9 protein-coding genes are annotated in these 15,607 nt (G+C 49.1%); 5 read left to right on the plus strand and 4 right to left on the minus strand.

Annotation, left to right across the window (positions count from 1 at the left end; genetic code table 11):
• Nucleotides 1-62 precede the first annotated feature (62 nt).
• Nucleotides 63-4,853 (plus strand): two-component regulator propeller domain-containing protein, encoded by a 4,791-nt coding sequence (locus JI741_RS05425; protein ID WP_202007972.1) that lies wholly within the window; start codon nt 63-65, stop codon nt 4,851-4,853.
• A gap of 41 nt (nt 4,854-4,894) precedes the next feature.
• Here the strand turns inward: JI741_RS05425 and JI741_RS05430 are convergent, their stop codons facing one another.
• Nucleotides 4,895-6,898, minus strand: coding sequence for a sialate O-acetylesterase (locus tag JI741_RS05430; protein ID WP_202007973.1), 2,004 nt, complete (start codon nt 6,896-6,898; stop codon nt 4,895-4,897).
• A 177-nt stretch (nt 6,899-7,075) separates the two neighbouring features.
• Between JI741_RS05430 and JI741_RS05435 the strand changes: the two genes are divergently transcribed.
• On the plus strand, nt 7,076-9,070 hold the full coding sequence (locus tag JI741_RS05435) for a glycoside hydrolase family 97 protein (protein WP_202007974.1): 1,995 nt from the start codon (nt 7,076-7,078) through the stop codon (nt 9,068-9,070).
• Between the two features lie 45 nt (nt 9,071-9,115).
• Here JI741_RS05435 and JI741_RS05440 read toward each other — a convergent pair whose 3' ends face one another.
• The 3 genes from JI741_RS05440 to JI741_RS05450 form a co-directional block, all read right to left on the minus strand.
• A complete protein-coding gene (locus tag JI741_RS05440) occupies nt 9,116-9,760 on the minus strand; it encodes an HAD family hydrolase (RefSeq protein ID WP_202007975.1) in 645 nt (214 codons plus the stop codon).
• Between the two features lie 157 nt (nt 9,761-9,917).
• Nucleotides 9,918-11,408, minus strand: coding sequence for a tetratricopeptide repeat protein (locus tag JI741_RS05445; protein ID WP_202007976.1), 1,491 nt, complete (start codon nt 11,406-11,408; stop codon nt 9,918-9,920).
• A gap of 291 nt (nt 11,409-11,699) precedes the next feature.
• On the minus strand, nt 11,700-12,707 hold the full coding sequence (locus JI741_RS05450) for a bestrophin family protein (RefSeq protein WP_202007977.1): 1,008 nt from the start codon (nt 12,705-12,707) through the stop codon (nt 11,700-11,702).
• Between the two features lie 388 nt (nt 12,708-13,095).
• On the opposite strand from JI741_RS05450, the gene JI741_RS05455 reads away from it, so the two are divergent.
• From JI741_RS05455 to JI741_RS05465, 3 genes are all read left to right on the plus strand, one after another.
• Complete coding sequence (locus tag JI741_RS05455) at nt 13,096-14,040, plus strand: SUMF1/EgtB/PvdO family nonheme iron enzyme (RefSeq protein ID WP_369411722.1); 945 nt, start codon at nt 13,096-13,098, stop codon at nt 14,038-14,040.
• A 134-nt stretch (nt 14,041-14,174) separates the two neighbouring features.
• Nucleotides 14,175-14,708, plus strand: a complete 534-nt coding sequence (locus JI741_RS05460; RefSeq protein WP_202007979.1) for a hypothetical protein — start codon at nt 14,175-14,177, stop codon at nt 14,706-14,708.
• A 160-nt stretch (nt 14,709-14,868) separates the two neighbouring features.
• Nucleotides 14,869-15,600 carry a hypothetical protein gene (locus JI741_RS05465; RefSeq protein ID WP_202007980.1) on the plus strand — a complete coding sequence of 244 codons (732 nt, stop codon included), beginning with the start codon at nt 14,869-14,871 and terminating at the stop codon, nt 15,598-15,600.
• Nucleotides 15,601-15,607 lie beyond the last annotated feature (7 nt).

Below are 15,607 nucleotides of genomic sequence, written 5' to 3' on the forward strand. Positions count from 1 at the left end.
CAATAGCCGATTCAATGAAAAGTTTCTAAATTACCTTTTGCCTAAACGGGCAGTGGCATGCTATGCTCAAACGCAATCACTTTTTTACACTCGCAGCCTGGCTATCGGCACTCTGCTGTAGTGCACAAACGCTCAACTTCAAACACATCACGGTCGAACACGGGCTGTCGCAAAACACGATCCGGTCTATCTGCCAGGATTCGCTGGGCTACCTGTGGTTTGGCACACAAAACGGCCTCAATCGTTACAACGGCCACGACATCGACATCTATGAGTTCGACAAAACCGATCCGGGTTCGCTCTCCAGCAACTTCATAAACACACTGCACGCAGCAAAAAATGGTGACGTCTGGATTGGAACCAACCACGGTCTTTGTGTGTGGGATCATCGCACGGGACGTTTCGTGCGAATGGACACCAAATTCGACTACGACTGGCGAGGCGGTCAATATACGTTCTACGCCATTTACTTCGACCGCGAAGGCACCCTGTGGACGCTGGCGCATAGCCAGGGCATGCACATCTACCGGAAGGGCCGAAACGAAACCAAATTCCAAAAAGTAAAATTCGTTGAGGATGAAGCCGACGAAAAAACGTGGGACCTGTTTGGTCAGATAACCGAAGACACTGAAGGAAATTTATGGATCGGCTCCACGCGAAACGGCTTGTGGACGTGGCACCGGAAAACAAATGCCTGGACAAAAATCAACAACCCCGGTCACGACTACGCGATCACCTCGGTTGCTGTGGGCAAAAACAATTCGGTGTGGCTGGGCACGTACAGCCACGGGCTCGTGAGGTTTGATGCGAAAAAAAATCACTTTCGTGAGATCGCCGGACTGAACGATCACTCCGTGCGGAAACTGTATTTTGACCGGACCGGAAAGTTCTGGATCGGCACCGACAAAGGCGGCCTCAACCTCTACGACACCACAAGCTCCACGTTCAGCTATGCCGACCATTTCCCCGACGACGCTACCACCCTGAATCACAATTCGGTGATGGACATCTTTCGCGACAGACAAGGCATTCTGTGGGTTGGCACGTTTGCCGGCGGCGCGAACTATGCAGATCCGGGTTCAGGAAAGTTCAAGCTGATAACCGGAAGCGCCCACACCGGCACAAAACTCAGCAACAACATCGTGACCTCCTTCGCCGAAGATCCCCGGGGCAATCTCTGGATCGGCACCGACCGCGGTGGCCTGAACTACTTCGACCGAAAGATGGGCAACTTCAAACACTACCGCAAAGACGATCGCAAACACCACTGGATCTCGACCGACATTATTAAACATCTCCTATACACCAGCCACAATCAATTGTGGATCGGCACCTGGCAGGGTGGCTTAAACTACTTCGACGAACGCAAACAGCAATTCACGCAATACCCGGTGAACGCAACCGCATCGGGTGTGAGTTCGGATATCATATTTTTCCTTGAAGAAGATTCGCAAGGCAACCTTTGGGTAGGCACTCCTGCCGGTCTTGATCGCATCGATGCCAAAAGCATGCACAGTCAGTCGCCGCCTAAGATAAACGTGAAACACTTTAAAAAGACAGGAAGCGGGCCCGGCGAGCTGTCGGACAACTATGCCAACACGATCCTTGAAGACAATCAGAAACAAATCTGGATCGGCACCCGAAACGGCATCAACTTGCTTGACCCAACGTCCAACACGTTCTTCAACACCGGCAACAACCCCCAGCGAAAAAAAATCTTCACCACCGACTATGTGCAATGCATCACGCAAACAAAAGCCGGTGACTTCCTGATCGGAACAATCGAAAACGGCCTGCTCCACTACAACGCACAAAGCGATACGTTGGTCATGTATAACAAAAGCAACGGCTTTCCCAGCAATTCCATTATTGGAATCCTGGAAGCCGCCAACGGAAACTTCTGGATCAGCACCACAAACGGGCTCATCAAGTTTAACCTTCCTAAAGCCACGTTCACCCACTACAGTAAAGAAGACGGCATTCAAAGCAACGAGTTCAAGGAAAATGCTTTTTATAAACTCCGCACCGGCGAAATGCTTTTTGGTGGCACCAATGGGTTCAATCTGTTTCATCCCGACTCCATCACCGAAAATCCATACTCTCCTGTTCCCATCATCACCACGTTCAAACTATTCAACAAACCGGTTTCGCCCGGCGAAAACACGCCGTTGAAACAACACATTTCCATCACCGACCAGATTGTGCTCAGCCACAACCAATCGTTCATTGGTTTTGAGTTCACGTCGCTGAACTTCAGTATCCCCGAAAAAAATCAATATGCCTACCGGCTCGAAGGAATAGACAAGCAATGGAACTATGTGAAGGGCGAACGCTCGGCAAACTATTCGTATCTGCCACCGGGCCGCTACGCGTTTACCGTAAAAGCCGCAAACAACGATGGCGTCTGGAGCCCCACGCCCGCACGCCTCGTCCTCATTGTGAATCCATCGTGGTGGAACACCATATGGTTCAGGATGGCCGTTACGCTGGTCTTGATCGCCATGGTTTGGGCGTTGTTCAAATGGCGCACCCACACCTTGTACCAGCGAAAAAAAATCCTTGAACACACGGTTGCACAACGCACCATCGAATTGCAGGAGTCGAACGCGCTGCTGTCGCTCCGCCAAACGGAGATCATTCACCAGCGCGAAGAAATTAAAACACAGCACGACAACCTGGAGCAACAATACAACACCATCCAATCGCTCAGCGAGATCGGTCAAACCATCACGGCCTCCATCAAACAGGACGAGCTGATCAAACAGATGTATACCACCATCAACAAACTCATGGATGCGTCTCTTTTCTCCATCGGCTATTTCAGCAACGAGAAAAACGTGATCGAGTTCTCCACGCTCAAAGGTTATGGCGCCACGATCGACGCCAACCATATCGGCATTGACGAATCACGGCTTTCGGCATGGTGTCTGCGAAACAACCAGACGCTGTTGCTGGACGACATCCAGGACTATGTGCGCAACGAGGCCCCCGAAATGCAGGAGCGATACGCCGCCGACAGTGCATACCGCTCGGCCATCTATCTGCCCATCGACTCCAAAAAACGAAAACCGACCGAAATCCTGGTGGTGAAGAGTTATCAACCACACTGCTACACACAGACGCACCTCAACACGCTGAAGAATCTCACGGCCTACATCGCCATTGCATTTGACAACGCGCGGGTTTACAAAAAAATTGAACGCCAGTCAGACATGCTGAAAGAACAATCGCTGCGCCTCACGGAGCTCGACAGCATGAAGACCAGGTTCTTCCTTAATATCTCACACGAGTTCCGAACACCCCTCACCCTTATTGTGAGCCCCCTGGCAAAAATGCTGGGCGAGAAAAAAGTGCAGGAGTTACCAAACCTTTACCGCCAACTAGAGATGATGAACAACAACGCAAACCAGCTGCTCCGATTGATCAACGAATTGCTCGAGATCAGAAACATTGAATCGGGCGGATCAACAACGGTGTCGGCCGATCAGATTGACCTGGTGAAATTCACGTCCGACATCATATCGCGTTTCGAAGAAACGGCCCGCGAATTCGACATCCGGTTCAACCTGCTGAGCGACGCTGCCCGAATTATGCTTTGGCTCGACAAAAGCATGATGGAAAAAATTCTCCTGAACCTCTACTCAAACGCCTGCAAATACACACGGGCCGGTGGCCGCATCGACACCTTCATCAGCTATGAAGACACACCCGAGGGCCGCTATGTGAAGATTGCCATAAAGGACACCGGCATCGGCATACCTGAAAATGAACTTCCCTACATCTTCGAGCGCTTCTATCATGGTGCCGAACCGGTAAACTATAACCAGGAAAGCACGGGCATCGGCTTGTCGTTTGTGAAAGACCTTGTGAGCTTCCACTCCGGAAAAATTTCTGTGGAGAGCAAAACCAACAGCGGAACAGCCTTCACCATTCTCCTTCCCCTGGGTCATGCTCACTTCAAGGAGTCGCAGCTCATCCGCTACACCCTCGAAGACAACGACGCGCCCACAGAACCCACACCGGTGGCAGAAGAACCCACCGGCAAAAAGCAGGACGAACTCCCTATTCTGCTAATTGTGGAAGACCATCGCGATGTGAAGGACTTTCTGAAAATGGAACTTGAAAACGAGTTTGTGATTGTGGAAGCAAAGAACGGTGCCGATGGCCTTGACATGGCGTTCCAAAACATTCCCGACCTCATCATCAGCGACATCATGATGCCGGTGATGGACGGCATCAAAATGTGCACTATCCTCAAATCGGACGAGCGCACAAGTCACATCCCCATCATCTTGCTGACGGCAAAGACCGGAGAGGATTCGCACATACGCGGTTTGGATATCGGCGCCGATGACTACATCCCCAAACCGTTCAACATCCGCATTCTTCGCGCACGCATTCAGAATTTGATCGCGTCGCGAAAAATGCTGCACACCATTTTTTCATCGCGCGAAAAAATAGAGGTCACGCAACTCTTCGAAAATAAACACGACCGGATCTTTATCGAGAAAATAAACAATGCCATCCGCCAGAACGTGAAAAATCCGAACCTCAACCACGAGGTGCTGGCCAAAGAAGTTGGCATGAGCAAAACACAACTCTACCGAAAACTGCACGCCATCACAGGTAACACCGTGCATGAGTACATACGCAACTATCGCCTGCGATGTGCCGATGACCTGCTGGGATCGAACCCCGACTTAATGATCTTCGAAATCGCCTACGAACTCGGATTCAAAGACCACGCTTACTTCAGCAAATGTTTTCACGCCCTCTATGGCCAATCGCCTGTGGAACGAAAGAAAGACAAAGAGAAGTCGAGACTGGAGCTGGGCGCGAAAGGTGTTTTATGAAAGAATACAAGCGACCCGGATCTGTGTTCGTGAGTTTTAGTCTATTTCGAAAGTTTATATTCCACTGGATACATGTTGTTGATCCATCTGTCAAACTTTCGTTCTTCCGTGGTCAGCACCCAATCGTCGCTTCGAAAGGGCGACGCAGGGAGGCCCGCCTCGTTGTATAGATTCCCATCGGGGTTGTTGGACCAGGAATAGCGAACCGCTTCGGGCGAAACCACCAACGGACTCTCTACCACCACCACGTTTCCCTTGATGACCGCCGCAGCATTAAAAAAGATCTTATCCTTTCCGGCCACTTCAAAACCCCGAAGATATCCGTAACGATCGCGGGCAATCAGTCGCGCTCCCTCCCGAAAGGTGATCAGTGTTCTTCCATTTTCGAATGACACACTTTTCACTTCCGGTCCGGCACTAACATACTTTTTCCCATAAAGATGATTGAGCGCGATCAGCGACAACCGTTTGCCAACATCTTCCTTGTTTCTTGGATGAACATCTGTTGAATCTCCAAGATCAATCGTCACGGCCATGCCGGTGTTTGGCACAGCCAATGTCTTCTGCATCGACTCGCGGATCTCCGCCCATTGTGCTCCGCCATTTTTAGAATTCTGTTGATATTTCAAATAGTTCGGAAGCTGCACAAAATAGAAAGGCATCTCGGGCTGATCGAACCGTGCACGCCAGTCGGCGATCAATGCCGGCAGAAGCTGACGATATTGAAAAGCATACTCCGCATTGTTCTCTCCCTGATACCACAACACGCCCTTCACCGTATAGGGAATGACCGGGTTAACCATGCCGTTGAAAAGAACATTTGGCTGAACATTCGGCGTGCGTATCCAGGTCTTCGCAGATGCGAAATTCATCTTCCAGGGCAAACCCGACAATTCAATACGCGACGACACACCCTCACTGCCTTCCAAATAGTAGGCTTGTGCGTGGGAAGTAAAGCCGCCGGTTTCCCAATAGTCGTTGATCTTGATAGCGATAACATTTTCGCCCGGAGTCAAAACAGATGCATCAATCACAAGGTCCGACGCGTTGGTGTTGTTGGAAGCGCCTCCTATTCGCTTTCCGTTAATAAAGATGTCGCCATAGTCTTCAACTTTCCCGAGGTGCAATGTCCATCCTTTCGGCGAAGTATGATCGGCCAACCTAAATCTGCCTCGGAACCAGACCGTTCCATCAAATCGAGGCAGCACCGTTTTATCGAAATCACCTGGAAAGGGAATCGAGATCCAATTGAGGTCGGCACAGTCACCCCGATGCCACAGCGAGTCATTCGTTTTGTAGTTGGTGAAAGATTCAATGCCGAGTTTTTTTCCATAGTCAGCATAGAGTGCCTCAACGCTGGCAAACCAGGATGACAGCTGATGGTCAGTTAACGCGGACACATCGCGATAGTCCGGATTTTTGATGAGCGTTGAATGACTCATCCACGCTTCAATGTAGGTGCCTCCCCAGGACGCATTAACAATGCCGACCGGCACGTTCAATTCATGGTTGAGCGCCTTTGCAAAAAAATAGCCAACCGCCGTAAACGACGGAACGGTTTCGGGCGAACAGACCGTCCACGAACCACCGGCAACATCATCGGAAGGCGATGCCGCTATTTTTTCCTTTACTTTAAAATGCCGTATAGTGGGCCAGTTGGCTTTTGCTATCTCCGTTTTGGCCGATGCTGTGTTCTGAACAACAAACTGCATATTGGATTGCCCCGAGCACAACCACACCTCGCCGATAAGAATATCGGTGAAGCGAATTGTGTTTTTCCCTTGCACAACAAGTTCATAAGGTCCACCGGCTACCATTTCCGGAATCACCACAAGCCAACGGCCTGTTTGATCGGTTACAACGGCCTTCTTGAATCCATTGAGATATACAGTCACCCGTTCTCCCTTGTCGGCCCATCCCCAAATTTTGATCGGCGCATTTCGCTGCAGCACGGCGTGGTCTGTAAAAATTCCAGGCATCCGCACATGGGCAGAAACCGCGATGGTGCACAACATGGCAACGGAAAACAAAATCAATTTCTTCATAAAAAACTTTTTAAACAGCACGAAATACCGTTGTTCGTGAACGATTGTAAAACTATTGAACCTTTCACCATGCGTCTAGAATCCGGTTCCCAATCTGTTGTTCCATTTTCCCAGATCCTCACCCCGCGAGATTAACATGACGGGCGCGGGTATCTTTAGCAAAAAAAAAGACTGATCATGTTCAAATTTTTTCTTGCGTTCTTTTTAACCTTCTCCATTCTCTCAACCGCCCAAACGCGAAACGACAGCACGCTGCTCACATCGCCCGACAAGAATGTACACGTGATTATCAAAACCGGAGAGCGCATTTCGTATCGTGTCGTTTTCAAAAACAAACTCATTCTTCCATCCGGCAACATTGCGCTTTCGCTTAGCGACGGAAGTGTGCTGGGCCACAACAGCCGGATGAAGTCAAAAAAATTATTAAGCGTCGACAAAATTGTGACACCTCGCTATGGCATGGCCGACCGTTATCACGACCGGTATAACGAAGTGGAGCTCCAGTTCGAAAACCAGTTTTCGGTCACCTTTCGCGCATACAACAACGGCGTGGCCTATCGCTTCTCGACCCGCCTTCCCGGAAAAATCAAAGTCACAAACGAAGAAACAACGTATAGACTGGGCGCCGACACGCGTGGATGGATGCAAAAAGTTTCCGGCTTTCTCAATTCTTATGAAGAACATTATCTGGATGCGCCCGTCTCGGCGCTCGATTCAGGTAAAATAGCCGTGCTCCCACTATTGGCCGAAACAAAGGGAGTCAAAATCGCTTTCACCGAGGCTGATCTTTTTGACTATCCCGGACTCTATCTTACCTACAGCAAAACAGAAGGTCTCAAAGGCATGCACCCCCCGGTGGCCCTTAAAGACTCGGTAGGAGGCTGTTGCCCTGACTTCGAAAAACTCGTTACCCAAACTGCACCGTACATTGCCGAGACCAATGGCACACGCAAATTCCCCTGGCGCCTCATGATTGTTGCCGAACAAGACAAAGAGCTTCTTTATAACAACCTGGTCTACCTGCTGGCCGCCGATCCTAAAAACGAAACCAACTTCTCATGGGTCAAACCTGGAAAAGTGGTTTGGGATTGGTGGTTTGCCAACAACCTTAAAGGAGTCGGGTTCACCGCCGGCATGAACACGGAAACCTACAAACACTATATCGACTTCGCCGTCGAACACAACATTGCCTACATCAACATGGACGAAGGCTGGAGCGATCAGCACAATCTGCTATCGGTGAGCTCAACAAATAGTCAACCCCTTGACTTGCCCTATCTTTTCCAATACGCGTCACAAAAAGATGTCGGCATCATTTTATGGTGCGTATGGCATACACTCGACAGGCAAATGAAAGAGTCGTTCGACCAGTTTGAAAAATGGGGTGTGAAAGGATTGAAGGTTGACTTTATGGATCGCGACGATCAGTACGTGGTCAATTTCTACGAGCGTGTTGCCAGCGAAGCGGCGAAACGAAAGATGCTCGTCAATTTTCATGGCGCCTTTAAACCCACCGGCATGGAACGGACCTACCCCAATGTTATCAACCGCGAAGCCGTTCTGGGGCTGGAGTATAACAAGTTTTCAAAACGATCCACACCCGATCATGCCGTTGACATTGCTTTCATCCGCATGCTCGCGGGTCCCCTTGACTACACGGCGGGCGGCATGACGAATGCAAACGCAGAAGATTTTCGCATCAGCAAGAACCGCCCCATGACCCAGGGCACCCGTTGCCAGCAACTGGCCATGTTTGCACTTTATTATTCTCCCCTGCAAATGCTGTCAGACTCTCCCGAAGAATATCGGAAAGATCCCGCCATTCTTCACTACATCACGTCTGTGCCCACGGTTTGGGATGAGACCGTTCCCGTGGCCGGAATGATGGGCGAGTATGCGGCGGTGGCCCGAAGAAAAGGCAACGTGTGGTATGTGTCAGGCATAACAAACTGGGCGTCAAGAACCCTTGAAGTCCAGTTAAGCTTTCTGCCCGATGGCGACTACAAAGCAATGCTCTTCACAGACGGAAAGAACGCTTCCCGGATTGGCGACGATTATGTTCAGGAGATTAAAACCCTACATGCCGGCGAAACCATTTCCGTCACGATGGCCGAAGGCGGTGGATTCGCGTTTGTGTTGGAGCCAAAGCATGACAGCGAAAAAGAAAAATAGATCAGGTCGGGTGTCTGAACGAAACGCAACCGTCGCAACACTACGTCATAGCAGCTCCTGCAATTCGGCCAGGCTGCTGATTGTGGCGACCATGCCTTCGGACACAACGCCAAAACCATAGTTTGCAAAAATGAAGGGAACGCCGGCCTGTGTGGCCGCATCATAGTCACCTTTGGTGTCGCCAACATAGACTGGTGCTTTCAACTGGTGATCGTTAACCACGTCTTTAATGTTGTCGGCCTTGGGAGCTCCTTTTGTCCCGAAACACTGATGACCCTGAAAATGAGCATGCAGCCCTGTGAGGTCCAGAAACAATTCGATATACCCCCGCTGACAATTGCTGACAATGTAGAGCTTGTATTTTGAACCGAGGTATTGGAGTGTTTCTTCAAGCCTTGGATAGAGCTCGCCGCCTTTGGTGTGCAAAATGTTCTGCTCGCTCACGGCACAAAGCGCTTGCACTTCTTTGCGCTGCGCGTCCGTGAGGTTCGGGAACAGTTTGTCAAAAATGGCGTCATAGGTCATGCCTGTAACAGAACGCACGCGTTCGCGGGAGATTTCCTCGTCCAGATAGCCGACCTTGTTCACGGCGTCTTGCCAGGCCAGGGCAACGTTTTCGGTACTGTCCCAAAGCGTGCCGTCAAGGTCAAAAATGATACTATCGAAGTTGTGCTTAATCGGGTTCTTCATATCGGCGGCAAGATAAAACTTATTTGCATGTGTAACGAATGCCGCTCATTTGCCAGGGGCATTCCATTTTGATCGCTTGACCTTGTCTTTGCTGTGATCTCTATACTCAGCTTTAACAAACGGCTATATAAAGCCGTTTCATCGAAAAACTCATCGATCACCCATCCTGAAGTTTCAGGTTGATTTCCCGGACAACATGATCAAGTTCATGAGCCGACGTTGACAGGTGTTGGTTGTATTCCTTGATTCTTTCCACCGACAGTTCTCCTTTCATCAAATACGTCAGGCCCATAATGCGCGCCAGGGGTCCGCGCACGTTGTGGGCATTGAAGTAGGCGTAGTCGATCAACATCTCGTTTTGCTTCTTGATGCGGGCGGCGCGATGCAACACCTCTTGTTCCAGGTTGTCGTTTATTCGTCTGATCTCGTCGTTGGCTTCCGAAAGCTCTTCGGCCTGCGTCAGAATCTCTTCATGCTTGTCGTAGATTTCCTTGTTGAGCACTTCGAGCTCGCGCGCAAAACGTTTCTTGTTGAGATAAAACCGATAGACCACAAAACCAAACACGCTCAACACAACGAGCATAAAACCAATGACGGCGATGATGGTTGATTGCATCCGGATCTGGCTGTTCTTGGCTTCCAACAACTGATCTTTTCGTTCCGTCTGATAAACCTTTTCAAGCACGGCAATTTGTTTTGACTTCTCGGCATTGAAAATTGTATCATAGAGGGAGAGGTATGCGTCCTTATAGAACAACGCAGAATCGAACCGGCCAAACGTTTTATACATGTTCGACAGCTTGAGCCGCGAACTCAGTCTGCCGTTGCCATCGCCACGCGCGTCGGCCATGCGCAACGCCCGGTGCAAATTTGAAGTGGCTTCATTTTCCTTTTTCATCTTTCCATAAATGGAGCCAATGGCCTGGTAAAGTTCAATCACCACAAACGGATCGGCGCCGTCGCCCAACAGATCGCTTGCCCGGAAGCAAGCTTCCAGCGCCCCGGCATAGTTCCCTTGTTGCTCATGCACGCCAGCCATGTTAATGAAGGCCGACCCTTCACGCGACCTAAACTTGTTTGTATGAAATATGTCTCGCGCTTCCGAAAACTTCTTTAGCGCAGACGCGTGATCGCCTTTGCCATTATAGATTGTGCCCAGAATGATATGAGCATTGCCAATAGCCTCGGGATCGTTTACCTGCTGCAGTTGCGTCAGGGCTTTGTTTGAATATTCCAACGCCTTGTCGAAATCCTTTTCATAGACATACAATCGCGAAATGTTGTTGAGTGTTCTGGAAATGCCCGTCACGTCTTTCAGCTGTTCACGGATTTCGAGGGCCTTCACAAAATAGTCCATGCTCACGGTGTACTGCCCCTGGATAGCCGAATACACTCCCAGGTTGTTGTTGGCCGCGGCCACGCCCTTTGGGTAGTGTATGGACACCGAGAGCCGCATCGCTTCATTTGCAAACTGCTCGGCCGATGACAGCGAAATCTCGGAATAGGCACGCGAAAGTCTGTTGAGCAGATCAATGCGTTCTTCCATTTTTAGTGGCTTCGCCAACTGGCGTTGAAGAAACTCAAGGGTGTCTACCTGAGCCATGGCCGTAGACGTCAGGAAAACAAAACAATAGAGAAGCAATCTCATATAAGGGCCGTGGTTAAGCTTTCGCATAATCAAAATAAACTCAGAATCTGTTTTGAGCAGGCATGGGTTGGTCTATGCAAACGTCCCGGGCAATCCGGGTAGCTTGCTTAAGATACCGTTACAAAATGAATAATGAAAGAAAAATACCATTGAACAGGGCGATGATTCCGCGATGGGTTGAATGCTCAGCCGTCCGTCCTTCGAAGGGTAGACTTCCAACTAATGGCCAGGCGCAATTAAAAAATGTCTTTCACCCCGACTAAGTCAAACGCTACAACGGTGCGACCGGTGTCATAGCACAATGTCGTTCTTTGGTACTATCGGATCTGGAATTGAACGCTCATCCAACATTTCCCGCATGTCGATTTCGATCGTTCTGCTGATTTGTGTGATGGGAACATCGTTGGCGCTCCCTTCGAAAGGATTCACAGAACTTTCACCCACCGTATCCAGCGTGTGGAGCGCCCAGGTGACAACGGCTGAAAAAGGAATGTTGAACCAAATGGTATTGCCTTCTATGAATGTGCCATGGCCAAGCGTTCCGAATTCGTTGAGCAACCCGAACGGAGCCAGCACCACAAAAATCAACAGCAAGTAGGTAGCGATCGACGAGAAGTTTCTGGGGTATGGAAAATTTTTGATTCGCTCTGCCCTACCTTGATCATCGGTTAGTCGCACAAGGCTCTGTTGAAGTTGCGTCCACTGAAAATCGTTGATGGTCCCGGACTCTCTCAGAGCGCTAAGCTCGTCCGACTGCATGGCTGTTAACTGTGTGACGCGGTTCTTTTTAGAAAGCACATAGTGCAGATCTTTTTCAGACAAGTAGTGTTTCAGTTCATCTGCCAACACGCTCTTCCACTCCGGAACCTCATAGTGCTCCTGGCGATATTCCCGAAATCTTTCCTGTTGCATATTCTCCCATGCCCGCGCTTCCCGCAGTTGAAACCTCAGCGCAGTGAGCCATGCGAAATGCCTGTAGAACATTCGCTTCACGGTTTCGGATTGTTTGCCTTTCAACACATCGCGCAACGTGTAGCCAAAGCTTCGGCTATTGTTGATGATGGAGCCATAGATCTGCCTTGCTTCCCATATTCGATTGTAGCTCGCGTTATTTTTGAAGCCCACAATAAACGCCACCGAAGTTCCCATGATGGCGATGGGTTGCCAGGGCAGTGCCAGGAAGGTTAGCCCCAATGCATACAAGGTGGTAGGAACCGAAGCAATCAGAATCATCCAATAAATATCTCGTCGTGTCCATTTTATGAACTCAATGGGAGTATAACGTTTACCGGTGTGCATGGCCGTGGATGTTTTTATTTTACAGTCATTAAAGATAAAATTATCCTCCTAAGATAAGAACCCATGATTTTAAAATACCAGCTGCAGTATTGGATTCATGGCCACATTCATGTACCTACACAATAAAGATTGGCATAACAACAGTTCTTTGCCATCCGCATGGCTATTTAATGCACCCAACAATGGATTCGATAAAAACCTGATTGCTAAGATCCAACGATTGTCTATGCAAAATTTGTTTAGAAAAATAACAACCACCTTACTGCAATGAGTACCTCCCAGAACTGACCGGGTTTTCTCCATTTTGGTTTCTGGATTTTGAATCTGTCACGCTAGTTATTACTTTAGGACAATCACAACTTGATTTTAAAACATGAGAAGCATTTGTGTGAACCTCCTTGTCATGCTACTGGCTGGAAGTCTGGTTGCCGTTGGGCAGTCCAAAAAACAAAAGATTAAAACATTAGCTGAAATATTCACACCTCCCAACGGGGTATACCTCCGCGACAGCGTATTTATTGACGAGACCGAGATTGCAAATGTCCATTACCTGGAATATCTGTACTATGTCCAGAAAGACTCCAGCACGTCATTCTACTTATCGCAATTGCCGGATACAACGTGCTGGCTGAGGGGGTTTGTACCTACAGACTCCGTAAGCAAGTATGCCGAACATTACCTGCGCTATCCAGGCTATCGCTATTTTCCAGTGGTCGGGGTGTCGTACGAACAGGCCATGAACTATTGCCACTGGAGAGCCATTGCAATCTTGGATTTTCTGAAGAGTGATTCGCTTCATAAAATGTACCCCAACATGGCGCCCTACGAGTTGCAACTCACCTTTCGCCTCCCGACGGAGGAAGAGTGGGAATTTGCTGCCTCCGGTCGGCTAGACAAAAAAACGTATCCACATGGCCTCGTGCGCCCCATAAGCAAGCGCAAATTTTCATTCCGTGTTGCCAAAAAAGATTTGTGTGAATGCCTTGAGTACAACAATATTTCCTGCCGCCCCTCCGATATTATTCATAAGATGGAGTTCAAAATTCGCGAGAAATATTATTTTAATTTGACAGACAAACCCATCGTCTGTCCGATGAATAGCGCCTTTGACCTGGGGTATATCTATGACCTTCCTCCCAACCAACTGGATCTCTACAATATGATAGGCAACATAGCAGAGATGACTGCCACCAGCGGGGTTGCAAAGGGAGGTTCGTACCGACACACGCTGGACGAGTCGAACATTGTGAATAAGCAACTTTATGCGCAGTCAGAGGCGTGGTTAGGATTTCGGTGCATTGCCGTTGTGCATTTAAAAAAGAAATCAATTTAGATACCTTCCTCGAAACTGATGCCAGACGTAAACAGGAACGATGCTTCTCTTCGGGGGCATTGCACTCATCCCAACCGGCAACTATTAAAGAATATCTTTGCATCAAAACTGTTCTGCACTAACGTACAGGTTTAATGACTGACCGACTCGCCATTTCATTCATATTTTTTATACTCGCCGTTTCATGCTCGAGCGTTCCCAAGACATCCTATCAGGATAACGGTCTCAATTTTAAGATCACTCCAGACTTCAGGCTCGGGAGGACAGATACGTACAAGAAAAACCAGGCAACCTACATCCCATTCTATGGCAGAGACAAAAAAGTGTATGCTAAATTCTCTGTAGTGTGGATACCTTGTCGTTCGGACCTTGACTGGGAGGTTCAAAATTATGTAGACGGACTTAACTCCATCTATAAATCTGACGCTCAAAACAAACCCGAATACAGTGAAGTCCGAAGCACTAAATTTGGTTCGCACGACGCCAGGCAAATTGACTACGTTGTGGCCAACGACGGCCCGAGAGTAGGCTCTTACACCGTCTTCTATTGCGACAATCTTACTGTTATCATCGGACAACACAGCACCGTCGAAGGTCAAGCCATGGCCCAGAATTGTCGGGCCACAATCGAGTCAACGTATTCCTGCCCTCATAGCGTACAACACTAGCAGATTCGAGGGTGGCCCGGCGAAAAACAAGCCCCCTATTCCCACCTGTGAACTTTAATGATTAATTGTTAAATTAGTCTGATAGCACGTCATCCATCCAGACGAAGGAAGTCGTTTTGAGGGGTCCGGCGATCACACAAAGCAAAAGACAAAACCAGCAATGGATAAATACAAAACCCTCCACCTCTGGATGATCATCCCGATGGCCATCATGCAATTTGGCATTTTCGAGGATTATTGGGGCGACTTTTCAGACAACGCTTGGGCTGTTCACATCCACTATTGGACGGGCACAATTTGGTATCTCTACCTCATCCTTCAGCCCTACTACATCACGCATGGAAAAATTGAAAGCCACAGAACCAACGGAATCATAGGCATGTTTCTGGCAGGCGGCGTTTGTTTAACGGCCCTGAGCATGATGCACCGCGATCTGGCAAACGCGCACAATGCCCTGACCATGCCCGACAGGTTTGGTCCGTTTCATCCCAGGTTTTTCATAGGGGTGGCCGTTGTTGAAATTGTGATGATGCCCGCATTTGGCTTTGCCGTGATCAAGAGCATAATACACAGAAAGCGAATGGAAGACCATGCCTGGTGGCTGATCTCAACTGTGTTCATCATCATGATGCCCGCGCTCGGCCGCGGTATACAGAACATCTATATTGACCTCCACGCTGAAGCCTGGCCGCACGTCGACATCATGATGCCCATTTACTACACACAAACATTCATCATTGCCATGGTGCTCTCTGCCGCCTGGAAATACGACAAACTCAGGCACCCCGCCACACTTCTGGCCACAGCCGTAAACATTTTTATTTTCTTCCTGGAACCCCTCGGCAAATCAGAAGCCATCCAATCCCTCCTCGAAACCTTTATCAAAGGATAGAACCTGG

Source organism: Chryseolinea lacunae (assembly GCF_016735595.1).
Classification (GTDB): Bacteria; Bacteroidota; Bacteroidia; order Cytophagales; family Cyclobacteriaceae; genus Chryseolinea; species Chryseolinea lacunae.

Coding starts and splice junctions, on each gene's coding strand:
- JI741_RS05425 (WP_202007972.1), top strand. CDS start 63: ATGCTCAAACGCAATCACTTTTTTACACTCGCAGCCTGGCTATCGGCA.
- JI741_RS05430 (WP_202007973.1), bottom strand. CDS start 6,898: ATGAAGAAATTGATTTTGTTTTCCGTTGCCATGTTGTGCACCATCGCG.
- JI741_RS05435 (WP_202007974.1), top strand. CDS start 7,076: ATGTTCAAATTTTTTCTTGCGTTCTTTTTAACCTTCTCCATTCTCTCA.
- JI741_RS05440 (WP_202007975.1), bottom strand. CDS start 9,760: ATGAAGAACCCGATTAAGCACAACTTCGATAGTATCATTTTTGACCTT.
- JI741_RS05445 (WP_202007976.1), bottom strand. CDS start 11,408: ATGAGATTGCTTCTCTATTGTTTTGTTTTCCTGACGTCTACGGCCATG.
- JI741_RS05450 (WP_202007977.1), bottom strand. CDS start 12,707: ATGCACACCGGTAAACGTTATACTCCCATTGAGTTCATAAAATGGACA.
- JI741_RS05460 (WP_202007979.1), top strand. CDS start 14,175: ATGACTGACCGACTCGCCATTTCATTCATATTTTTTATACTCGCCGTT.
- JI741_RS05465 (WP_202007980.1), top strand. CDS start 14,869: ATGGATAAATACAAAACCCTCCACCTCTGGATGATCATCCCGATGGCC.